Annotated in this window: 8 protein-coding genes; 1 reads left to right on the top strand and 7 read right to left on the bottom strand. The window is 63.3% G+C overall.

Annotation, left to right across the window (positions count from 1 at the left end):
- Window positions 1–3: 3 nt before the first annotated feature.
- The 7 genes from ALQ04_RS24455 to ALQ04_RS24425 form a co-directional block, all read right to left on the bottom strand.
- Window positions 4–1086, bottom strand: coding sequence for a Gfo/Idh/MocA family oxidoreductase (locus tag ALQ04_RS24455; RefSeq protein ID WP_122318360.1), 1083 nt, complete (start codon window positions 1084–1086; stop codon window positions 4–6).
- Complete coding sequence (locus ALQ04_RS24450; protein ID WP_122318358.1) at window positions 1083–10622, bottom strand: type I polyketide synthase; 9540 nt, start codon at window positions 10620–10622, stop codon at window positions 1083–1085. The genes ALQ04_RS24455 and ALQ04_RS24450 overlap by 4 nt, the downstream gene beginning before the upstream one ends.
- Window positions 10609–11835 (bottom strand): MFS transporter, encoded by a 1227-nt coding sequence (locus ALQ04_RS24445; RefSeq protein ID WP_122318356.1) that lies wholly within the window; start codon window positions 11833–11835, stop codon window positions 10609–10611. Before ALQ04_RS24445 ends, ALQ04_RS24450 begins: the two co-directional genes overlap by 14 nt.
- Window positions 11832–18011 (bottom strand): non-ribosomal peptide synthetase, encoded by a 6180-nt coding sequence (locus tag ALQ04_RS24440; RefSeq protein ID WP_122318354.1) that lies wholly within the window; start codon window positions 18009–18011, stop codon window positions 11832–11834. Before ALQ04_RS24440 ends, ALQ04_RS24445 begins: the two co-directional genes overlap by 4 nt.
- Before the next feature lie 64 nt (window positions 18012–18075).
- Window positions 18076–19821 (bottom strand): ABC transporter ATP-binding protein, encoded by a 1746-nt coding sequence (locus tag ALQ04_RS24435; protein WP_122318352.1) that lies wholly within the window; start codon window positions 19819–19821, stop codon window positions 18076–18078.
- On the bottom strand, window positions 19818–21602 hold the full coding sequence (locus tag ALQ04_RS24430) for an ABC transporter ATP-binding protein (RefSeq protein ID WP_122318351.1): 1785 nt from the start codon (window positions 21600–21602) through the stop codon (window positions 19818–19820). The genes ALQ04_RS24435 and ALQ04_RS24430 overlap by 4 nt, the downstream gene beginning before the upstream one ends.
- 133 nt (window positions 21603–21735) lie before the next feature.
- Window positions 21736–23739: a TonB-dependent receptor gene (locus ALQ04_RS24425; RefSeq protein ID WP_122318349.1), complete on the bottom strand. Its 2004-nt coding sequence runs from the start codon at window positions 23737–23739 to the stop codon at window positions 21736–21738.
- A gap of 146 nt (window positions 23740–23885) precedes the next feature.
- On the opposite strand from ALQ04_RS24425, the gene ALQ04_RS24420 reads away from it, so the two are divergent.
- Entirely contained in the window at window positions 23886–24830 is a 945-nt protein-coding gene (locus tag ALQ04_RS24420) for an AraC family transcriptional regulator (protein WP_122318347.1), read from the top strand.
- The last annotated feature ends 4 nt before the right edge of the window (window positions 24831–24834 follow it).

The raw sequence follows: 24834 nt of genomic DNA, 5'->3' as shown, positions 1-24834 counted from the left end.
GACTCAGACCTCCGCCCGCAGTTGCGCCGCATCGATGATTCTCGGTGGCGGTGCTGGACGCTGCTCGGCAGGTCCGGCGCAACGCAGGGTTTCCTGCCAGAGCCGGGCCAGTGCCAGTTGATAGTCGGCACTCAGGCTGGCGGCGACCGGTTCGCCCTGGATATAGGCCGCCATGCGTTGCAACAGCCAGCCGACGCCCGCCGGCCCTTCGATTTCATGAGCGCTGCGCCAGTGACTGGCTGCCGGGTGCAGCGGCAATGCCGTGGCCCGCTCAAGGTAGTTGGCGTTGCTGGCGTACAGCGTCTGGCGGTCATCGCTGTGATTTTCGGTGTGCAGCGCGGGGGTCCAGTTGACCGGGCCATAGCTGGCGTCCAGCGACAGATAGCCGCTGCTCCAGGCCAGGGTCAACTGGTGCATGACCAGGCTGTGCAGATCCGGATCGTCCGGGTCCATCCAGCTTTGCAGGCGCAGCAGCACGCGGCTGTCGGGCAGGTTGAGCGACAGGGTATGGAAATCCGCGTCGCGATCCACCAGGTTCACACTGACTTGTTCCGCCAGTTCGCAGCCCAGGGCTTGCAGCAGGAGGTCCAGGCTCGAATAGAGCAACTGGCGACTGGTGGTCAGTTGCGCCAGTTTCGGTTTCTGGCCGTCCAGCAACTGGCTGACCCGCTGGGCTGCGCCGGTCCAGCAGCGACCGGCTTCGGTGTGCGGGTAGAAGCTGTTGACGATGTAGTGACGCCCCAGCTCGGTGGCCAGTTGCTGATGGCGGGCGATTTCGTCCGGGTGCACCGGATGCTCCTGAATCACATGCAGGCCACGGCGCAGCAGGCTTTCCGTTAGTTGGCCGCCGATCCCGCCAACGATTGCCGAACGCACCACCACACAGGCAATGTCCAGATCCCTCGGCAATTGCTCGATGTCGGTGTACAGCGGGATGCCGAAGGCATTGGCCAGCGCCCTGGAGCGCGGGCTGCCCTTGGCCAGCAGGCCGGCCAGTTGCAGGCCGGGTTGTTCGTCCAGAAAGCTGTTGAGGTACAGCTCACCGAATTTGGCCCCGACGATCAGGACTTTCAAAGGTGTACTCATGCTTGATGCTCCTCATGGGTTTCTGCCAGCCAGGCGTTGATGACGCTGGCGGTGCGCTCGACCTGTTGCGCTTCGAGCAGCAGTTGCCAGTGATCGCAGGCCATGGATTCGCGGCGCGCCTGCGGTGCCCAGGCCTGCCAGTCCTGCTCGGCAGGCTGCCAGTGCTGCGGACGTCCTTCGGCGGTCAGCCACAGGCAGGGAATGCTCAGGTTTTGCGGGCGTGAATGGCCGCTCAGCAACTTCATCAAGTGCTCGATGCGTTGCAGCCATTGCTGCGCCTGTTCTGGCTCCGGCGGGTTTTTCAACACGCCGGCCCGGGTTGCGTTAGCCATGAAAATCTCCAGTTGCCTGGACGGCGAGAGTTGCTCCAGGTCGTCTGGCAACTCGATGGTCTTCGCGCCCTGAGCCATCAGGCGCAACAGGCCCGAACGGTTCTCGAAGCGGAAGTCCTGGCGGCAGACCGGATCGAGCAGGATCAGCCGCACCTGTTGTCCATCGCCTTGCAGCAGATGGGCTGCGGCTTCGGCGACGAAGGTTCCGTAGGACCAGCCCAGCAGCACATACGGCCCGCTGGCCTGCTGGCGGCGAATGGCTCGTACGTAGTGCGCTGCCAGTTCCTGCAAGGAGTGACTGGCCAGGGCATCGGCGGCCTGCAGGCCGAAAACCTGCAGATCCAGCGCCTGAGCCAGCGGCAGGTAAGCGCCGATTTCACCATCCGAGGCATGGAACACGAACAGCGGCAGCTTGTTGCGGCCACGGGCCAGCGCCAGCGGATTATCGTCGGGGCGGGTTTCGGTGCTCTTCAGGGTGGCGCAGAAGTCGCCCAAACGCGGGTTGTCGAACAGGTTGCGCAGGCTGCTGCCGGGATAGCCCATGCGGTTCAGGCGCGCAATCATGCGGGTCGCAATCAGGCTGTCGCCGCCACTCAGGAAGAAGTCGCTCCCGGCGTCCAGCGTCTGCCCGAGCAGTTCCTGCCACAGGCCGCAAACGGCGCTCAGCACTGTCGGGTCGACGACTGCCGTGGGTCTGGCGTGTGCTGCAGTTTCCTGGTCAGCCTGGCTGGTGGTTGCGGTGCTGAAATGTTCGACCTGACGCAAGGCCAGCGGCCAGTGGGTCGGCTGCTCAATAGCGGCCTGCAGGCTTTGCAGATCCAGATGAGTATTGCCTTCGGCTCTGGCCAGCATGAAGTGCTGACGCATGCTGTCCTTGGCCTGTTCTGGCCAGTTCATCACCCAACTGAAGCCCGAGGCCTGTACGGCGCTGCGCCAGCGCGGCAGGTCGAGCATTGCCTTGTCGTCCTCGCTGCGCTCATCTTCAAAGTTGCTCAGGCCTTCGATGAAGCCGATGCTGGCCAGTTGCAGTGCGCTGTCGCGCTCTGTGGCTTCCAGCAGCAGTAAATGCCCGCCGCTGCGCAACAAACGATGCAGACGCTTGAGCGAACGGGTCACGTGGGAGGCATCGTGCATCACGTTGACGGCAACGATCAGGTCGTAGCCCTGCGCGGGATGCTGGCTGAAATCCACAGGCTGGTTCAGGTCCAGAATCGAGCTGGTCAGTTGCGGCCAGGCGGCGAAGCGTTCCTGAGCCTGCTTGAGGAACAGGCTGGACACATCGGTGAAGCGGTATTCGCTCAGATGGCTTTCCAGCATCGGCAACAGATGGTTGGTTGTCGCGCCGGTTCCGGCACCGACTTCCAGCACCCGCAGATCACGCCGTTTACCGGCCAGCGCCCTGGCGGTCAGCGCCAGGGTACTGTTCAGGCAATGCAGGACCGGGTTATTGCTGTACAGCGCCTTGACCACCGCATCGCTGTTGCCGAACAACAGGCTCAGCGGCGAGCGATCACCGCGCAGCAGTTCGCCGTGCAACTCGATGCAGGCCTCCAGATAAGTCGAAAGCGTCTGGCTCCAGTCGGCAGCGGGCAGGGTCTGCTCTGTTGCCGGGGCTGCTTGCGGTTGCACGGTCAGATAGCGTTGACCGTCCTGCTTTACCCAGCCTTGCTGGCATAGCATGGCCAGCCATTGACGCAACAGACCAGCGAATTGTGGCAAGGCGCCCAGACGGGTCATTACCTGAGCCAGGTCGTGGCTCTGACCGGCTTCGGTGAACAGCCCGTGTTTTTGCAGGGTTGCCAGAATGCCCTGGCGCGCACGGCTTTCCAGTGCCTGCCAGGTCCGGTCGACTTCCTGACGCTGGGCCTCGCTCAGGTCCGGCAACTCGCTCAATGGCAGAGGCAGCGGGGAGAGGATGCTGTCATCAAGGGCAAGCGGCTCCCTGGCGACCAGTTCACCAAGCAGCGTGCGGCCATCGTTGTCGACACTGACCCTCGCGCCTTGCACGCCGGTGGCACGACGCAAATGGGCTTCCAGTGCCTGCGGATCGAAGCGCTCGCCATCGAGGTTGAGCGACCAGTCGTGACGCGGCAGGGCAGGCAGTTCATCGAAGCCCTGCGGCTGGCTGGCCAGGGTTTGCAACAGCCCGCTGTAAGCCTCGAACAGGTTGTCAATCAGACCGTCGGCCAGCACCTCTTCCATGCAGTACCAACTGAACACCAGTTCACCGTCGATCTCCATGACCTGATGGTCGAGCCAGACTTGCGGGGTCTGGGTGAACACGTGCACCGGATCGCCAAGGGTCGAAGTCATGGCCTGATCGATGGCTTTGCCGTCCAGCGACATGCCGAGCATGCTGGTGAACACCACCGGCATGGCCGGTTGTCGGCCATGGCCCTGACGACGGCCCAGTTCGCGCATCAGTTCCACCCCGTTGACGCCGGTGTGGGCCAGACGTTGCCACAAGCGCGCCTGAGTGGTTTCCATGATCTGGCGCAGACTGTCGCCGTGGCCCAGCTGGAAGTCGATCAGCAGCACCGAGGTGAAGTCACCGATCAACTGCTGGACCTGCGGGTGCAGCGGACGGCGGTTGAAGTAGGTCAGGTTGAGGGTGAAGTCCGGTGTGCGGCTGACGCTCTCCAGGGTCTGGGCGAACAGTGCCAGCAGCGCCGCCGAAGGCGTCACTCCCGATTGCTGGCATTGCAGCTTGAAGCGGCTCCAGTGCTCTGCACCCAGTGTGGCCTGCAGGGTACGGAAACGTGGCTGGCCCTGTTGCGCGCTGGCGGCCATCGGCAACTGTGGCGCGGCTGGCAAGTGCTCCAGAGTGTCCTGCCAGTAGCGCCAGGACTGGCGCCATTGCAGGCTGTCGCGCTGCGCCAGGTCGGTCAGCACATAGTCGCGGAAGGTTAATTGCAGCGGTGCGAGATCCTGGCCGGCATAAGCGGTGGCCAGGTCATCCATCATCACCTTGAAGCTCTGCACGTCGAACAGCAGCAAATCGAGGTTCATGTGCAGGCGGCAATGCCCGCTGTCGAGTTCACTGACCGTGACCTCGAACAACGGCCAGCGGTCGGCCGGCAGCACGCGATAGGACATCTCTTCACGAATGCCCAGCAAACGCTGTTGCTGTTGCTCCTGAGGCAGGTCACGCAGGTCATTGCGCGGCAGGCTGTACCACGGCGTCTGTTCAAGGATGCGTTGTCGACCGTCGCTGTCGACCACCATGCGCAACATGTCATGGCGAGTGATCAGCGCATTCCAGGCGCGCTCGAAACGCTGCAGGTCGAAGTCGGCATAGGCCTTGTCCCACTCGAACAACACATGACAGGCCACGCCGCCGTATTCGATCAGGTCGGTACGGCCCAGCCAGTAAGCGTGCTGGATCGGTGTCAGCGGGAACGGCTCGAAGCGTGCAGCCGGATCGGGCACGATCTGCGCGGCGTTCGAGGCGACCGGCGCTTGCCCGGCAGCGGCCAGCAGCAGGGCGCTCAGGCCCCGGATGCTCAGGTCGCGATAAGCCTGTTCGGCGTCCAGACGAATGCCCAATTGGCGCTGGATATCGCTGCTCAGTTCCAGGAACAGCAACGAGTCGAGGCCCAGTTGCATCAGGTCCTGGTTTTCGCCCGGTGCCGAGTCGGAGCCCAGTCGTAACTGACGGCAGATCGAAGCGCTCAGCCATTGGCTCAGGGCCTGCCGATCAGCCTGTGCTTCACCACTCAGGACCGGTGTCGCAATGGCGTCGGTCTGCCGGGTATTGCTGGCCTGCGCCCGGACCACCGGTTGCTCGGTTGCCTGAGAGAACAGGCGTCGACGCGGGTCGATGCGCTCATGCTCCACGCGCATCGCCAGATGCCATGGCGCACCGCGCATGATGGCCTGTTCCAGATGCCACAGGCCTTCACCGGTTTGCAGTGTGCCCATGCCGGCCTGGGCCAGCTTGGCATGCAACTGGTCTTCGGCGGCGCGGCCGACTTCGCCCCAGGCGCCCCAGGCAATACTGATGGTGCGCAGGCCGGATTGCGGGCTGGATTCGGCAAGACCGTCCAGATAGGCACTGGCCAGTGCGTGGGCGCCCTGGCCCGGCGCGCCAAGGCTGGCGGCGGCCGAGGAGTAGAGCAGCAGGTAGCGGCCCTGATCGGCAAGTGCCGACTGCAACTGGCTGGCCGCCGCGCATTTGACTTGCAACAGCGGCTGCATGCGCTGGCTGTCAAGATTGGCCAGCGGCGTATCGTCCAGCAGCCCGGCGCTATGAATCGCGCCGTTGAGGCCGCCGTCGATCTGCAGGTCTTCCAGGCACATGCCCAGTGCGGCCGGGTCGCTGACATCGCAGGCCAGCCAGCGCAACTCGCAGTTGTGCTGCTGTTGCAGGCGGGCGAACCACTGCCCGGCGTCTTCAGGGCAGCGAGGGGCGAGCAGGGCAATACGTTGCGCGCCCTGATGCGCCAGCCACTCGACACTCAAGCGGCCAAGCCCGCCGAAGGCCCCGGTTACCACATGCCAGCCATTGCCCTTGAAGCTTTGTGCGGGAAGTTTGGCGGCAGGGTGTGTTTGCACGGCCAGGTTCTGGGCGTGAACCTGACCATTGCGGATGGCGATCCAGCGTTCGGTCAGGGGGATTTGTGTGGTGTCTGTGGGAGCGGATTTATCCGCGAATACCGCATTCAACCCCACCAACAATGGCTGCCAGTCGTCACTACCATCCAGGTCGATACCCGCCAGTTCACGGTCTGGCTGTTCGGCACTGGCAACCCGCAGCAGCCCCCAGATCGCCCGTTGTTCAGGGGCTACAGCGCTGTCGGCAGTCGGTGCCCAAGCGTTGCGGGTGACTACCAGCAAAGGTTGATCGGTATTCTGGCTCAAGGCATTGAGCACATCGGCGCTGATGCTTTGCAGCTCGCCGCTTTCCACGATCAGCAGACAAGTCTCGGCCTCGGGATCATGGGCCAGACCTATGGCCGCCAGTGCCGGGCGGGCGCTGGCGGGCTCAATGCGCAGTGCGGGAACACAGGCGTCTCGCGCCTCCAGTGTCCGCCACTGCCAGGCGTAATGGGTGCCCGGTGCGGCTTTCAGGGCCGGCAAGGAGTTATTGGTCGCAGGCTGATTATCGGCACAGGCCAGCAGTTGCCATTCTCCTTGCTCGTTGCGCTGCTTGAGGGTGACCCGGGCGATGCCGAACGGACTGGCACACCATTCCAGCGCCAGACCGTCCAGCCGCTCGGGCAGGTCCGGGCTCTGCGCGAAGACCGGCACCTGGCGCGGGTCGCCATGTCGCGCTGTCAGTTCTTTACAGGCTTCCAGCAGACGGTTCTGCCAGCGTTGTGGCTGGCCGGTGCAATCGCGCCAGTCGGCTTGATAGAGGCTTTCGCCCAGTTGCCGACCGAGGACCGCGCTGCCACTGTCATGACCGGCACTGGCCGGGCTGGCGGTGATGTTCGCGGCCTGGGTGCGGGCCAGCAGAATATGTTCGCTGATATTGGCCGTGGCGCTGCCATCGTCCGGCAGCCAGTCCAGGCGCTCGAAACCGCTTTCCCTGCATTGCTGCTGCCAGTGCCCGGTGCTCAGGAACAGTTCGCCGCCACGCGCCTGTTCGTCATGCAGCGGCAGCACCAGCGGGCCGAACACGAAGTCGAACAGGCGCATCGGGCGGGTGATCTCGCGCATCAACAGACCGCCGCCGGGTTTGAGCAGCGGACGCAGATTCTGCAGGGTCTGGCCCACGTGCTGGGTGGCGTGAATCACGTTGGCGGCGACGATCAGGTCATAGTGCCCGACCTGGAAACCCTGTTCACTGGCCGGCTTCTGCAGGTCGAACTGGGCGTAGTCGACAAAATCGTATTCGCTGAACTTTTCTTCGGCACGACGGCTGAACAGCGCGGAAATGTCGGTGAAGCAATAACGTACATCCGCCACGTTCCTGAGCTCGGGCAACAGCCAGGCTGTGGTGCCGCCCGTACCGCCACCGACCTCCAGAATGCGCAACGGACCACCGCCATTGTGCTCATGCTGATTGACCAGCCCGGTGATCACGCCTGCCGCGATCTGGTTGAAATAGCGACCAAAGCTGAACTGCTGATACAGCACTTCCACGCCGCTGGAGGCGCTTTCCGGGAAAATCACGGCTACCGGTTCGACCGAGCCATTCATCATCGCGAACAGTTGTTCACCGGCACGCTCGACCGTTTCGGCGATCACGTCCAGGCCTTCGCAGCAGTCGCGCAGTTCCTTGAGCAGGGCCGCACGCTGTTCGTAAGGCACCAGACTGGCCGTGCGATAGCTGCCTTGTTCCAGTGCGTAATAGCCGTCTTCCACGCAGGCATTGAGCAGGCGCACCAGCAGTTGCCGGTGACGCGGCAGCAAGCGTCCGCCGCGCAGGATATCCAGCGCCGCAGCGCCGCTGTCGATGCGCTCGCCCACGCACTGGCGGACCATCTGGTCGACATAGATGGCATGCAGCCTGGTTACGCACTCGTAGAGGCGTTCCAGGCGCGGCAGGTCGAGGCTCGCTCCTTCCTGAATAACGGCCTTGCGACCGGCTTCCAGCAGCGGATCCTGCTGCGCCACGGCAAGTGCCTGGCGTGGCGTATCGCACCAGTAGCGTTGCTCATCGAAGGCATACAGCGGCGCCTGGATACGCTGTCCGCTGCTGGGCAGCAATTCGCGCCATGCCAGATTGGCACCGGCGGCGAACAGGCGCAGCAGACTGTCTTGCAAGACAGCTTGTGCCGGCTTGTGGCGTCGTGCACTGGCGATCCAGTGCACGCCCGGTTGTTCCAGACGGCTGCCGATGCCGGTCAGCGGTGCATCGGAGCCAAGCTCCAGACCGATGCTGACGCCGCCTTGCAACGCCAGTTGCAGCGCCTGATGGAAACGCACCGGCTCGCGCATGTGCCTGCGCCAGTAATCGCCGCTGTTCAGTTCGGCCTGGGTCAAGGGTTGGCCGGTCAGGGTCGAGATCAGCGGAATCCTGCCGGGGTTGGCCTGTAAGCGGGCGCAGGCCTGCTGGAACTCGTCGAGGATCGGGTCGAGCAATTGCGAGTGTGCTGCACCGGCCACGCTCAGGCGGTTATGGCGAATCTGCTGGTCTTGCAGTGTCTGCGCCAAGGCCTCGATGCCCTGACGACTGCCCGAGGCCACCAGATGCCGTTCGGCGTTATGCACGGCTATCTCGACCCCATGCTGGCGGGCCAGTGGTTCCAGACTCGCCTCGTCGCAGAACACCGCGAGCATCGCGCCGTCGGCGGCGCTCTGGTTCATCAGCCGACCACGGGTAATCACCAGCGGCAGCACGTCTTCGAGACGGTAGATGCCGGCAATGACCACTGCGGCAAACTCACCGACCGAATGGCCAACCAGCAACTCCGGGGTCAGGCCTTGCTCACGCCAATGGGCGGCCATGGCCACCTCAAAGGCGACGATGGCCGGCTGGGCGTAATCCATGCGGTCGATCAGCGCGTCGTGCTCGCCGAACATCACCGATTGCAGCGACGGTTGCAGGTGTGCGGCGCAGGCAGCGAAGCTGCGGTCCAGACTTTCGGTAAAGGCCCGGGCCTGACCGTAGAGACTTTTGCCCATGCCGGCCCATTGGCTGCCCTGACCGCTGCACAGCCAGAGTTGAGTGCCTTGTTGCGCATGACCATCGTGCAGCAGGGCATCGCGTTCGCCCTGGGCGAAGGCTTCCAGGGCCGGGGCTGTTTCATCATGCAGCGGCACGGCCAGACGATAGGCCAGATCGAGCTGACGACCATGCAGCGCGGTATGCGCCAGATTGGCCGCTGAGTTGCCGTTCTTCAGTTGCAGGGCATAACGGCCTGCCAGTTGCCGCAGCGATGCCTGGCTGGCGGCACTCAGCAGCAGGGCGCCGGCCTCCGGTTGCGGATGAACGCTGCGCAGGGTTTCCGGCATGGCTTCGACGATCACGTGGCAGTTGGTGCCGCCGATGCCGAACGAAGACACACCGGCGCGCCGTGGTCCTGCCGGCCAGTCCCGCGCTTGCACCGGCACCTGGAACGGGCTGTTGTCCAGTTGCAGTGCAGGGTTGGCCTGGGCGAAGTTGATGCTCGGCGGAATTTGTCCATGGCTGACGGCAAGCACGGTCTTGATCAGGCTGGCGATCCCGGCTGCGGTATCCAGATGCCCGAGGTTGCCCTTGACCGAGCCCAGCGCACAGCCACCGATATCGCTGCGTGCGGCGAAGACATCGCGCAAGGCCTGGACTTCGATGGGGTCGCCCAGTGGCGTGCCGGTGCCGTGGGCTTCGATCATGCCGATGCTGGTGCATTCGACATCGGCCAGCAGCAGCGCATCGCTGATCACTTCACGCTGGCCGACTACCGACGGCGCGGTGTAGCCGACCTTGTGGTGGCCGTCGTTGTTGATCGCACTGCCGCGCAGCACGGCCAGAATCGGATCGCCGTCACGCAGGGCATCTTCCAGGCGCCGCAAGGTCACGGCCCCCACGCCGTTACCGGCAAAGGTGCCCTGGGCATTGGCGTCGAAAGGGCGGCAGCGTCCATCCGGGGAAAAGATCATGCCCGGCTGGTAGAGGTAGCCGGCCTGTTGCGGGAACGACACCGCGACTCCGCCCGCCACGGCCATGGAGCATTCGCCACTGCGCAGGCTTTCACATGCCATGTGTACGGCGACCAGCGAACTGGAGCAGGCGGTCTGCACGGTCAGCGCCGGACCGCGCAGGTTGAGTTTGTAGGCGGCCCGGCTGGCCAGGTAATCCTTGTCGTTGCCCATCAGCGCTTGCAGGCCCTTGACCTGCGCCACTTCGGTAACGCGGATATTGTCGCGGCCCGGATAGGTGCTCATGCGTGCGGAAGCGAATACGCCAGTCTTGTGCGGGATATCCCGCGGAGCAAAACCGGCATGCTCCAGGGCATGCCAGACGGTCTGCAGGAACAGCCGCTGTTGCGGGTCGATGGACTCGGCTTCCTGGCGTGAATAGCCGAACAGCGCGGCATCGAAGTGCTCGGGCTGATCGATGGTCGAAGCAACATTGACGAAATCGGGGTTGTCGATCAGGGCCGGGTCCAGCCCGGCGGCCAACAGTTCTTCGCGGCTGAAACGGCGGCTGCATTCGCGGCCGGCCAGCAGGTTCTGCCAGTACTCGGTACTGTCGCCGGCACCGGGGAACCGGCAGGCCAGACCAATGACTGCGACAGGTTCACTGGTGCCATAGAACTCTTCAAAGGTGTGCATGAATGACCTCTTGGGCAGGAGCGGAGAAATTGGATACGGATAGGCTGCGTTCAAGGCGGCGACGCAGTCGCAGCGCAGGCCACATGGAGAAGCAGGCAATGGCCGCCAGAATGGCCAGCAACGATGGATAGCCCAGGTGATGGGCGACTTGCAGGGCGACCATCGAACCGAGCATGGCAATGGCGGCATCCACCGATTGCAGCAAGGCATAGTCCGAGGCCGGTTGATGTGGACGCACGACGCCCATCAACAGGTTGTAGAGCGTGACGAAGCTGATGGCCGCCGCGACGTTGACCAGCGCGAACAGCGCCAGCCAGGTCGTGAGGTTGTAGAGCGTGGCACCCAGGGCCGCCGCCACGGCAATCGCGGCATGGATGGCCATGGCCGGCAACAGGCAGCGCCAGGCACCGAAGCGTCTGGCCATCCAGCCACCGAGCAGCACGCCAAGGGCGCTGGCGAGGGTGCCGTACAGCGTCGACACCAGCCCCAGATCGCCAAGACTCAAACCCTGATCCAGCAGCAGTACGGTTTGCACGGTCATCAGGCCGCGCATCGCCAGGTAGTAGATGGCGGTCAGGCACAGGGCGGGCCACAGCGCGGTGAAGCTGCTGCGATCCAGCCTTGGGCGCGTTGTCAGCTCGGTCAAGGCCCAACTGGCCGGTAACAGGCCCACCGGCAGCAACAGCAGCAGTGAAACCGCCGCCATCCCGGTAAAGCCCGCTTGCCAGCCCCAGCGCTCGGCCAGAAACAGGAACACGAAGGAACCGAACACAACGCCCAGATAGCTGCCACCCACTTGCGCGGTATTGGCGTAGGGACGGCTGGCGGCATCACAGGTGGTGATGGTGATGCCGTCGGCGTAGATGTCGTGACTGGCCGACAGCAACGCCAGCAGCATCAGACCGGCCATGATCGGATAGATCGAGTGTTCCGGCGCCAGAAAGCCCAGGGCCAGCAAGGTCACGGCCATGGCCAGTTGCAACAGCACCAGACTGCCCAGGTAGCGATTGCCACGCAGGCTGATGCTGTGACGTTCGCACCACGGTGCCCAGAGGAACTTGCCGACCCAGGGCAGGAACGTCAGCGACAACAGGCTGAGGCTGGCCAGGTCCAGCCCGTGATGCCGGAAGTAGCCGACTACCCCTTGCAGCATCAGGGCGGTGAGCATGCCTTGATGCAGGTAGTAACACCAATAAGGCAGGTAGCGGCTCATGAAACACTCCCGATGCGCCGCAGGCGTCTGGCGTTGCGCTGGTTCAACTGGGTGCGGCGCGCTTCGTCCTGCTCGTCCGAGACCAGAGGTGCCTGGCTCAGATGCTGGGCCAGCGCATGGGCGTTGGGATAGCCGAACAGGTCGGTGACCTGCAATTGCGGATAGCCCAGCTGGCTCAGGCGGATATGCAATTGCACCAGTTTCAGAGAGCTGGCCCCCGCATCGAAGAAGTTCTGCCGGGCGTCATGCAGCTTCAGGCCGATGACATCGCTGAACGACTGGCGGATCAGCTCGACGATGTGCTCATCGACCTGACAGCCGTTGTCCACTGTTACGGACGCGGTTGGCGTGCGTGGCAGGGCGGTGATCAAGGCGCTGGTCTGATTGCGCGCGACCAGTTGTTCCAGCGGCAAGGCCCAAGCCTGTGGCTGGTCGGCCAACTGGCGCAGCAGCGCAATGTACTGCTCGAACATGGCGCGCAGCATGGCCGGCTCGAACAGGGCTTCTACCGCATCCCAGTTCAGGCACAGATCGCCCTCCGACTCATAGACCTGATGGTCCAGCCAGATCTGCGGAGTCTGGGAAATGCCCCAGACCGGCTTGAGCCAGGACGATTCGGCCATGAAACGGCCCTTGTCGAAGCCCAGCGCGCTGGTGAACACCACCGGCATCTGTGCGGCGGCCATGCCGTTGCGTCTGGCCAGCTCGCGCATGACCCGGATTGCCGAGTGATCACGTTGTGCCAGGTCGCGCCAGAGGCGCTGTTGCAGGCGCTGGGCACTGCCGAGCCAGTGATTCGTCGGTTGCCAGGCCAGCAACAGCAGTGAGGTGAAGTCGCCCAGAACCCGGTCGATGTGCGGATGCAATGGCTGACGGTCGAACAGGGTCAGGTTCAGGGACAGTTCGCGCTCGCTGCTCCAGGCCGAGAGCACTGCGGCAAAGGCGCTGAGCAGCAGGCCCGAAGGGGTCAGTTGATGCTGGTGTGCCTGGGCTTTCAAGCGCTCCCAGGTATCCGCCGAAATGCGCTCGGCCAGACGCACGAAGCGTGGTGTGCCGATTTCGCTCGGCTCACGCATCAATGGCAGGCGCGGCGCGGAGGGCAGGCTGTCCAGCCGGCGCTGCCAGTAAGCCTGGGCGTTGACGGCAGCGGGTTGCGCGGCGCGCAGGCACTGATAGTCGCGGAAACCGATATCGATGGGTTCCAGCACGCGCTCGGGTTGTTGATACAGGACTTCCAGCTCGGCCAGCAGAATCTGCATGCTCATGCCATCGAGCAACAGGTTGTCCAGGCTGATGAAGATCCGGCTGTGGTTGCTACCATCTTCAGCAATCTGCACGTCGAACAACGGCCATTGCTCGGGGTTCAGCACCTGATGCGACAGACGCTCGCGCAGCGCCAGGGTTTGCGGACCCTCCAGCGAACTGACGCGGTGCCGTTGCGCAGCAAAGGCCGGAACCTGCTCCAGCACTTGCAGGCAGCCGTCACGGACCACAGCGCGCAGCGTGTCGTGGCGGGCGATCAACTGTTGCCAGATCGCCTCGAAACGCTGGATATCCAGGTGCTCGACGTTGAATTCGACAAAGAAATGCGCACCCACGCCGCCCAGCACGAAACCCGGTTGACGCCCTACCAGATAGGCTTCCTGCACATCGCTCAGGGCGAACGGCTGGTAGCGGGCTGCCGGGTCGTGCTCCAGGTTTGTCGCGGGAGCGCTGTGATCGGCAACCAGAGTGGCAGCGAAAGCCTGCAGGGTCGGAAAGTTGAACAGGTCATCGAGGCGTGCGCGGTAGCCGTGCTTGCCCAGTTCACCAATCAGTCGGGTGGCCAGCAGCGAGTCGCCGCCAAGCTGGAAGAACTGGCTGTGGCAATGCACCGGGCCGCCCTGTAACAACTCTTCCCAGAGCCGCGCCAGCAATTGCTCGCTTTGCGTGCCCGGCGCCTGGGTGTCATCGACGGCTTCGACGCCAGGCTTGCACAGTTGAGACAAAGCCTTGTGGTCGATCTTGCCATTGGCAGTCAGCGGCAGGGCGTCGAGGAAGTACAGACGCTGCGGCACCATATAACTGGGCAGCTCGTCTGCCAGGGCCTTGGCCAGTCGTGTCGGGTCGGGTTTTTGCAGGTTGTCGCTGGCGCGCAGTACCAGCCGCTGCAGATCGCCCAGGCAATCGCTATGCCCGGCGCTCAGCCCGGCTTGTGTCAGCATGTGCTGCCAATGGGCGGTGTCGCGCAGTTGTTGCGCGGCACTCTGGCCGTCGCTGAGCAGGTCGGCACTGACCAGCGCCAGTGGCGAAGCCTGTGCCAGTTCCATCACATAGACCGCAGCGCCCGGCGCGCAGAGTTTCAGCCAGCGTTGCAGGTTCTGCTCCGGCTGCTCGATACGGTGCAACTGGTTGTTGATCAGCAGCACATCGGCGCTGTGCAGCAGGTTCTGGAGTTCGGCGTCGCTGTCACGACAGGCCTTGGCATGGGTGAAGCGGGCCAGGCGTTCCCGGGCCTTGAGCACCAGCGCCTGGGACGTATCGAGAGCGGTGTATTGCACCTGGCTGGCGCTCAGGCGTTGCAGCAGATGCACTGCGCCCAGCGCGCTGCGGGCACCCACTTCGATCAGGCGCACCGGGCGTTGCAGGCGCTGGCTCAGGCGGGTGATCGAGGTTGCCAGTTGTTCCAGAGCTGCGTTGCTGCCACGGCTTTGCATCAACAGATGCTCGGGGGACCAGTACGGATGGTCGAGCAGGGTCTGGGCCTGGCGCTGGCCGCGCAGGATGTCGCTGAGCGCGTCATGGTGAGCGTTGAGGGCTTCCTTGAGGGCGTAAGTCGATTCGTCGTCCGTACTGTTGGTGTCCGGTTCGGCAATCGCTACCCGCAGCCATTGTCCATCGGCGTTGCTCTGCAGGCGGCCCTGATCGCTCAACCAGCCCAGCCAGCGGCCCAGCAGCGGGCACCATTGCTGCGGACAGGCATAGGCCTGCATTACCTCGTCAGGATTTGTAGGCGCATCGAAACTTACGCCGTTGAGGGCCAGATGCTGGAGCAGAAAGTCGGCCAGCAATGTATCCGGCGCTGTCGACAGATCCGTCATGCCGGTCGGGGTCAACCAGTCGGCATAGTCGGTCGGTGTCCGCGGATCGGCTTGCACCGGGCTGCACAGGCTTGAGCCCTGCGGCACGACAAAGGCCACCAGGCTTTTTTCCCGTTCGCCCAGGGCCATGCTGATTGCGCTCTTGACGCCTGGCAGACGATTGAATGCCGCGTCGATCTCGCCCAGCTCGATGCGATAGCCGCCGACCTTGACCTGTTTGTCGCGACGCCCAAGAAACTCCAGCGTGCCATCGGGCCAGTAGCAGCCCATGTCGCCGGTGCGATACCAGCGTTCACCGTCGACTTCGACGAACTGCCGGGCGCTGCGCTCGGTGTCGTTGAAGTAGCCCTGGGCGACGCCGACGCCACCGATCCATAATTCACCGGCGACCCAGTCCGGGCAATCGCGGCCCAGTTCGTCGACCACGCGATAGCTCTGGTTGGCCAGCGGCTGGCCGTAGGGAATCGAGCGCCAGTCCGGTTCGACGCGGGCCACGGTGCAGGTGTTGGACCAGATCGCCGCTTCGGTCGCACCGCCCATGGCCACGAACTGGCCGTCGGCACGGAACTGGTGATAGCGGTCGGGCAGATCGAGGCCGATCCAGTCGCCGGACAGCATGACCACGCGCAGATGCGCCGGGCTGTGCAGCTCGAAGCCTTCGCTGTAGGTCAGCAGCATGTCGAACAGCGCCGGCACGCTGTTCCACAGGGTAATGCCATGCTCGACGATCAGTTCGCACCACAATGCCGGGTCACGGCGCTGCTGTTCGTTGACCAGTACGATCGAGGCACCGGCACCCAGTACGCCAAAGATGTCGTAGACCGACAGGTCGAAATGCAGCGCCGAAAGAGCCAGCACCCGGTCGTTGCCGCCGACCTGATGGCGCTGGCTGATATCCACGCAGGTGTTCAGGGCGCTCTGATGGCTGATTACCACGCCTTTGGGTTCGCCGGTGGAGCCTGAGGTGTAGATGATGTAGGCCGGCTGATGCACATCGACTTCAACCTGCTGAAGCAGCGGCTCAGCGAGGATTGCCTGCTGCCAGTCGAGACGATTGTCGATTTCACTTTCGCGCGGTTCATCGGCGCTGGTCAGGACGCATTTGACTCCGGCGCCCTTATAGATTCCCAGGCGTCGCGCCAGAGGCTGATCCGGTGGCACCGGAACGTAGATGGCCCCGGCCTTGAGGATGCCCAGTACGGCGATGATCTGCCCGATATCCTTGAGCATGCTGACCGCGACAGTATCGCCAGCCTGCACGCCTCTGGCTTGCAGGCTGCCCGCCAGACGGTTGGCCTGCTCGATCAGGTCAGCAAAGCTCAACTGGCGTTGCCCCTGAATCAGGGCGATGGCCTGCGGCGTGCGTTGCGCCTGGGCAAATACGCCATCATGCAGCAGGCCGCTCGGCAGCGGTTGAGCGGTGGCATTCACCAGTTCGCGCACCACGCACTGGCTGGCGGGCATCAGTTCCGGCAACGGGCGCGACCAGCCGGCCGGATCGGCAATCAAGGCCAGCACCTGCTCGAAATACACCTCGAACAGTGTGTCGGTCAGGCCGGCGGGGAACAGTGCGTTGTTGCTGTCCCATTGCAGCATGACCTGGCCGCGGTGCTCGAACGCCAGGTGGTCGATCCACACTTGCGGGGTCTGGGAAATGCCCCAGCCCAGTTCGCCAAGCGTGCTTTCTTCGGCTTCGCCATACAGCGGACGGCCCAGGTTGCTGGTGAACACCAGTGGCGCGCCGTGCGGGTGGCGCTGGCGCTTCTTGAGTTCGCGCAGCACTTCAACGCCGGACCAGGCGCTGTGCTCATGAACTTGCGCGAACGAGCGCTGGTTGGCCAGTGCCAGTTCGGCAAAGGATTGACCTTCGCACTCCACAGGCAGCGGCAGGATATTGGTGAAGTCGGCAATCATTCCGGCTACGGCTGGATGCAGCGGCTGGCGGTCGAACAGGGTCAGGTTGAGCAGCAGGCTCTGTTGCCCGCTCCAGCGGCCCAGCACTGCACCGAACAGCGTGGCCAGTGCCATGGTCGGGGTGACGCCATGCTTGCCGGCCTGTGCCTTGAAAACCTGCCATTGCCCGGCGTCCAGCTGCCCGCGACGGCGGCTGATGCGCACTTGTTCGATGCGCTCGGGTTCTTGCGCCAGCGGCAGCAGCGGGGCCAGTGGCAGGTCGTCCAGACGCGCCATCCACCATGCCCTGGCCTGTTCGATGCGTTGCTGGTCGTTGCGCTGGACCTGAGTCAGGTAGCTGCAGAAATCGTACTCGTCGGATGCTGCGGGCAGCGGTTGCTCGGTGATCAGGGCAATCAGTTCCTCGAACAACTGATTGAAGCTGGCCGCATCGCAGACCAGCAGATCGATATTGACCAGCAGGCGGTGCTGCTCTTCAGGCAGCAGGCACAGCTGGAAATCGAAGGTTTCGCCCAGCTCGACCTGAAGGCGTCGATGGCCCAGTTGCTCGCGCAGTTGCAGCAGGGTTTGCTGGCGCGAGGTTTCGTCGTGCTGGCGCAGGTCGTGCACCTTCAGCCCCGGCCACGCCGACTGTGGCTGCCATTGTTGGCGGCCGTTGGCCAGAAAACGGGTCTTGAGCATCGGATGACGTTCGATCAGTTGGTAGATCGCCGGCTCCAGCACTTGTGCCGTCAAACCACGGCCATCGAACTCCTGATACAGGTGGCAGCCGACACCGCCCAATGGCTGCTCGCTGGAACGTCCGACCAGATAGGCGTGCTGCACGGCAGTCAGCGCGAAGGGTTGGGCGTCGGTCATGCACGGCAGTGCTTCGCTGGCCGCAACTGGCGTTGGGTTCTGGCTGCCGATGCCGGCCTTGCCCAGCAGGTTTTGCCAGCCCTCCAGCGTCGGATGATCATAAAGCTCGCTCAGGGTCACCTTGAAGCCCAGGCGCCGAAAGCGATTGAGCCAGGCCATCAGGTGCATTGAATCCAGGCCCAGCCGCAGAAGATTTGCATCGCCTGGTAGCTGGTCGACGGGCAGGCGGAGTTGCTTGGCGAGTTCATCAACCAATGTTGCGGGGTTGAATTCTGCAAGCGCTGTGGCGTGCGTAGTCGAGGCTTTTCTGGTCGATGTGTACATGGTAAGACTCCATCCAGACAAGTACTCATGCCGCGCAGGTATTGGCGCGGCGCGTTGTGTAGGTTCAGGTGTTCAGGTTCCAGTGGCGTGCCTGGCTTTGCTGCCGCCACAGGCGGGCATACAGGCCGTCGAGTGCCAGCAGGTCGTCGTGGCAGCCGCGCTCGACGATGCGCCCGCGATCCATGACCAGAATCTGGTCGGCGTGCTGGATGTTGTGCAGGCGGTGGGCGATGACCAGCACCGTGCGATCACGCACCAGCGCATCGAGCCCGAACTGGATGGCGGCTTCCGAGGACGGATCGACGCTGGAAGTGGCCTCGTCGAGCAGCAGGATCGGACTGTTCTTGAGCAGTGCGCGGGCAATCGAAAGACGTTGCCGTTCACCGCCCGACAGCCAGCCGCCGCCTTCACCGATACGGGTGGCGTAACCTTCCGGCAGGGCTTCGATGAAGTCGTGAGCCCTGGCAAGACGTGCGGCGTGGATCACTTCCTGTTCGCTGGCGTCGGGTTTGCCGACCAGCAGGTTGTCGAGCACCGTGCCGGAAAACAGCGTGACGTCCTGGAAGACCATCGAGATGTGTTGCTGCAGGTTTTCGCTGCCAATCTCACGTGCCTCGATACCGCCAATCTGCAACTGGCCGCTGTCGATGTCCCAGAGCCGCGCCACCAGATGCGCCAGGGTGCTTTTGCCCGCGCCGCTGGGGCCGACCAGAGCGGTCAGGGTGCCCGCCGGCAAATGACAGGAAAGGCCGTCAATCACCGTTGCGTCGCGTTCGGCGTAGTTGAAGCGGACGTTCTTGAACTCGATATCGAAGTGCTGGGGCTGACGTGGCTGAGCAGGCTCGGGCATCGGTTTGTGCTCCAGCAACTGCTCGGTGCGCGACAAGGCCAGATGGCCGAAGCGCAGCAGCAGGGTGGAGAAACCCAGGTCGATGGCCTGGCGATACAACGGCAGCGACAGCACGCTGAAGATCAGCAGGCTATGAGTGCTCAACTGCCCATCCAGCAGCAGGTTGCAGCCGAGCAGCACCATCAGGATGAATCCGGCTTCGATCACCAGTCCGAACAGGCCAACCCAGGGCGCCGGCTTGAGTTCGATGCTGACCATGGCCCGATGCTGCGCATCCATCACCCTGTTCAAACGTTGCAGGGCGCTGCCGAAGCGACCGAAACTGCGGATCACCGCAATGCCCTGGATATATTCCTGCAGCGCGGCCTGGGTGCGGTTGTTACTGGCCAGCATGCGGTCGGCATGCAGCAGGGTCTTGCGAATCGCCACATAGATGGCCAGGCAGGCCAACGGCAGCATGGTCAGCACGGCACAGGCCAGCACCGGCTCCAGCCAGAACAGGAAGATCAGCAGAAAGCCGAGTTTCGCCAGCGACAGGGCGAACACGCCGAGAAAGTGCGACCAGAGATGTTCCACCAATGCCAGGTCGCCGGTGACCTGAGCACTGATTTCGCCGCTGTTGGTCTTGCCGAACCAGCCCAATGGCAACTTTTGCAGATGGTCGACCAGGCGCAGGCGAGCGCTGGCCATCATGGCGTAGGCACCGGTGAAAATCAGCGGTGTGCCGATTGCCCCGACCACGATTCGTGCAACCAGACAGGCCAGCATCGCCAGCGCCAGCCAGAACACGCCGAGGCCTGTGGCGGTGCCGTTGAACAGGCCGTCGAGCAGCCAGTACAACAATGGATAGGGCGCCGCACTCAGCAGGCCTTCGAGTACTGCGAGACGCAGGCCCCGGTTCAGATGAGGATCGCGCTGGCCGGCCAGGCGTTCACCGGCACGCATCAGTTTGGAAATCATGCCGGTACTCCTGCACTGCTCAGTTGCCATTGACGAATACGGGTGTGGTCCTGCCAGAGCTGGCGATACAGCTCGCAGCTTTCCAGTAACTGTTCATGGCGACCGCTGCCGCGCACCTGGCCCTGATCCAGCACCACGATGCATTGCGCGGCGGTCACGGTGTGCAGGCGGTGAGCGATCATCAGCACGGTTCGGCCACGGCACAGGTTGGCCAGCGCCTGCTGGATCAGCGCTTCGTTTTCGCTGTCGGCATAGGCGGTGGCTTCGTCGAGAATCAGCACCGGCGCGTCTTTCAACAGGGCACGGGCAATCGACAGACGCTGGCGTTCGCCACCGGACAGTTGCGCGCCGCCTTCGCCGATGGAGGTCTGGTAACCCTGTGGCAGCCGCATGATGAAGTCGTGGGCACAGGCGGCGCGGGCAGCGGCTTCGACGCTGGCCTGATCGGCATCAGGTTTTGCCAGCAGCAGGTTGTCGAGCACGCTGCCGTCGAACAGATGAACATGCTGGAACACCGCTGCAACCCGTGCCAGCAAGGCATCCAGCGGCCAGTCGCGCAGTTCCGTGCCGCCCAGCGTGATGCTGCCGCTGTCGGCGTCGAACAAGCGGCAGACCAGTTGCGCCACGGTGCTCTTGCCCGAGCCGCTGGGGCCGACCAGCGCGGTCAACTGGCCTGCCTGAGCGGTAAAGCTGACCTGATTCAGTGCCTGTCTTTCGCCATAAGCGTGGCAGACATTTTCCAGATGCAGGTCCAGCGGCGCAGCGGGGATGTGTGCGTTGGGGTTTTCACTCATTCGCGGGCTGAGCAACACGTCGTTGATGCGCGCCAACGCTGCATTGCGCTGGACCTGATCGCCGAGCATGTAGGTCAGGCGCAGCAATGGCATCAGCACGGCAGGGGCCAGCAGAATGAACAGCAGCAGGGTTTCCAGAGTGATCTTGCCGGCCAGCAGCAACCAGGCGCCCAACGGCGCGACGATGATCAGGTTGGCGCTGAGCAGGCCCGAGAACACCACCCAGAACAGCGAACTCCTGCGGGCAAAACCGGCCACCCAGTCGGCGGCACCGCGAATGTCCTTGCTCAGGGTGCCGAAGCGCAGGCTGGTCAGGCCGAAGCTTTTCACCACCTGAATGCCTTGCAGGTACTCGCTGAAACTCTGGGAAATCCGCTGTTGCAGGCTTTGCCACTGGGCCATGCGTTCGGCCGAGCCCTTGACCATCAGCATCTGCGCCAGGAAGGCCAGCGGCAGCGGCGCCATACAGGCCAGCGCCAGGCGCCAGTCGACGATGAACAGCACGATCAGACTCAGGGGCGGCATTACCGCTGCGGCGATCGAGTCGGGCAGTGAGTGGGCAAAGAAGCCTTCCAGGGAGCCGACATCGTCGTTGAGCGTGCGGCGCAGGTCGCTGCTGTTGTGGCGACTGAAAAAGCTCAAGGGCACTTCGCCCAGGCGCCGGGCAATCCGGCTGCGCAACTGGCGTAACAGCTCAAAGGCTGCCAGGTGTGCTGTGACATGGCTGACAGTCATGATCAGCCAGCGCATGGCGACTGCGACCAGCGCAATCACTCCCCAGGAAAAGGCGCTTGCCGCATCGGGAACCGGGCTCAGCAGGGTCTGGGCAATCCTGTAGATGCACCACAGCGGCACAAGGCTGAGCAGGGTTGCCGCCACGGCGCAAACGATGGCGATGGCGAACATGCCGGGGGCCAGTTTCAGCAGTCCGGTATGGCTCAAGGGTTCGGTTGGCGTTATGTCGGCAGTGTCGTGTTGTGTGCTCATTCAACATTCCTGTGGTTTTTCGGGCCTTTCAGGAGGGTGCACGGGGCCGGGCTGACGGCTCAAAGGCCGTGGCCGCAGGTACTGCCCCGTTGAGAGAGCGAAGGGATTGGCTTCGCTCGTTACACCTTGGGTGTCAGAAAGTGATTCTGGTGCTCAGCCCCAACTCGCGGCCTTGGCCCGGTTGGCTGAACTGGGCGCCGGAGGAGATGTAGGAGTAAGTCCGGTAGTCCTTGTCGCCCAGGTTGTTGCCGTACAGCGCCAGCTCCAGATCCGGTTTCGGCAGCCAGGCAAGGCGTGCATCCACCAGGCTGTAGCCGCCTTGGGAAACCTCGTTGTCGACATCGAAGTAGTGCTGGCCGGTGTAACTGATGCCGACACTGGGGCGCAGCTCGCCCAGCAGATTGTCGAAGTAGAAGCTGCGTTCGGCCGAGGCGCGCAGGGTGCGTCCCGGTGTATAGGTCAGGCTGTTGCCCTGACGGTCGGAGTCGAGCATGCGGTTGCGATTGACGGTGCCGGCCAGGCGAATCAGCGTGGCGTCGTCGGCGCGCCAGTCGAGGGACATTTCCGCGCCTTCGCTGCGCGCCTTGCCGATGTTGCTCAAGGCCTGGGTACCGGTGCCGGCGGCGCCGATGAACTGCTGCACATCGTCGATATCGATACGGTACAGCGCGGCGTTGAGCCACAGGCGCTTGTCCAGCAGGCTGGATTTGACGCCGACTTCCATGTTCAGCGATTTCTCCGGCGAGTAAGCCACCGAGTCGGAGGTGATCGAACCGATGCGGTTGTAGCCACCGGCCTTGAAGCCTTTGCTGACCGAGGCATACAGGCGGGTATCCGGCGTAGCCTGGAAGCCCAGTGCGATTTTTGGGGTGGTGCTGGTGAAGGTGTCGTTGCCGGTATAGACGAAGCCCGGAGTGAACAGCGCATCGGCCTGGGTGTAGGTGGTTTCGGCTTTCTCCTCGCTGTGGCGGGCGCCCAGAGTCAGGTCCCAGCGCGGCGCCAGATGCCAGGTGAATTCACCGAATACGGCTTTTTCAGTATTTTCGATACGGCTGTCGGCGAGTCCGAAGGAACCGAGCAACGGCGCGCCATTTTCAGGTTCGCGCTGTGAATGGCTGCGACTCTTCTGCCAGTACAGGCCGCCCACTGCATCCCAGGCACGGTCGGCACCCTGGGTGGAGAGGCGCAGTTCCTGGCTGACGGTGCGCTGGCTTTCCGGCCAGAGAAACCCCATGTCGCCGAACAGCCGCTCGTGGCGATAGTTCTGCAAGGAAGTGATGGAGGTCAGTTTCAGCGAGTCGCTGAGATTCCAGTCCATGATTGCGCTGCTGGTTTCCACCCGGCGGACATAGACCGACTCCATCAGCGGCACGCTGGCCCGACGCTTTTCATAGGTTGCGTCAGCCAGGTATTGCTCGTTGTAGGAGGTCAGGCGGTCACGGGCATAGGCCAGTTTCAGGCTGAAATCCTCGTTGGGCCTGAATGTCAGCGCGACGTTGCCGCCCCCGTTGTCGCTGTCGCCATGGTGCTCGCTGCCGGTCAGCTCGCCATCGGTGTCGTCATGGTAGACAGTGCCCTGAATGAATAGCTTGTCATCGATCAGCGGTGCCGAGCCGCTGGCGGCGACCTGTTGATGCAGATTGCTGAAGCGGCTCTGAAGGGTCGCGGTCGGGGTGTTGTCCGGCTGGCGAGTAATGATGTTCAGAGCCCCGGCATGAGCATTGCGGCCGTACAGGGTGCCTTGCGGTCCTTTGAGCAGTTCGATGTGTTCGACGTCCAGCAACTGCTGGTTGAAGGTGCCCAGATATTGCGGCACGCCATCGACGTAGACCGCGACCGGTGCATTGTAAGGGTCCGAAGAGGAAATCCCGCGCATGCTCAGGCTTGGAAACACGCTGGCGCCGGTGTTACGTATCAGCAGCTCGGGGAATACCCGTTCCAGATCGCCGCTGTTATAGACGTTGGCACGCTCAAGGTCGGCATCGCTGGCCACTGACAGCGCCAGATCGGTCTGATTCTGGGCCTGGGTCCGTTTGCTGGCGGTCACTTGCATTTCCGGCAAGGTCAGTACATCGTCCGCCAGGGTTTGCCCGGATATGGCACACATGATCGCGATGCTGAGAATAGAGCGCTGCATGGGAAGACTCGGCTGTAAATGGAAGCCGCTATCTTCTTGCGATGGTTATGTTGTTGCGCGTGCGATCGGGGTATTAATGCGCGCAATCGGCACTATAGTTGATAAGTGTTATCATTTGAGTCTGATTCCCAAAAGAGTAGGTGCCCATGAGCCTCAATCATTACCACGCTGATTATGAGTTGCCCAAGGTGCTGACCGAGGAGGTGGGCGATGAACTCGATATCCGCCTGATCGAATGGCAGGTCGAGCAAGACCGGCACCTGGACGCCTCTTGCGAAGCCTCGTTGACGGTCTCCTACCATGCCAACTGCGCAGGCTGGCGCAGCTTTGCCGACACCTCTCCCTTGAGCTGGCGCGAAGATCACTGCTGCCTGTTTCACTCGACCGTGCCATTGCAGGGCGTGGGTTTTGTGCCCGCCGGCACTCGCTGGCGCGGCGTCAATATCAGCTTTGCCGCTCACCGGCTGGGCATGCTGGACCTGGCGACCCAATTGTTCGAGTACGACGGCCCATGGGAGAAAACCCGCAGCGCAGACAGCTCTGCACGGCTGGCGCAGTTTCCTGCGCCGCATGTGGTCCGACGTATCGGTCAGGAAATGCTCGGCTGTCGTCTGGAAGGCGTTGCCAGGGACCTGCTGCTGCGTGGCAAGGCTTATGAAATGCTCGGACAGCTGACTGCGCATATTCAGGACCTTGCGCGTTTCACGGGGCTGAACGCCGGTGGTCGCGATCTGGCCCGGGTGGAGCGAGCGCGCAAGTTGCTTGAGGCCCATCCCGAACAGGAGTGGACCATCGAGTCGCTGGCCCAGTGCGTGGAACTCAATACCAAGAAGCTCAAGCAGGGTTTTCGCGACGTCTATGACAGCGGCGTGTATGGCTATCTGCAAAAGGTCCGTATCGAGCGGGCCGCGCAATTGCTCAAGCAGCAGGGCTCGGTCAGCGAAGTGGCGGCTGCGGTCGGGTATTCCAATGCCAGCCACTTCGCCAAGGTCTTTCGACGTTACTACGGCATCAACCCGTTGCACTTCAGCTCACTGGCCGCCGACGGGATGGATGAGGTGGCGATTCTGGCCGGAGTGGAACCTTTATGACCCA

Source organism: Pseudomonas cichorii, assembly GCF_003700275.1.
Lineage (GTDB): Bacteria > Pseudomonadota > Gammaproteobacteria > Pseudomonadales > Pseudomonadaceae > Aquipseudomonas > Aquipseudomonas cichorii_B.
The sequence above is the reverse complement of the archived record's forward strand: the minus strand, read 5'-3'. Positions and strand labels throughout refer to the sequence as shown.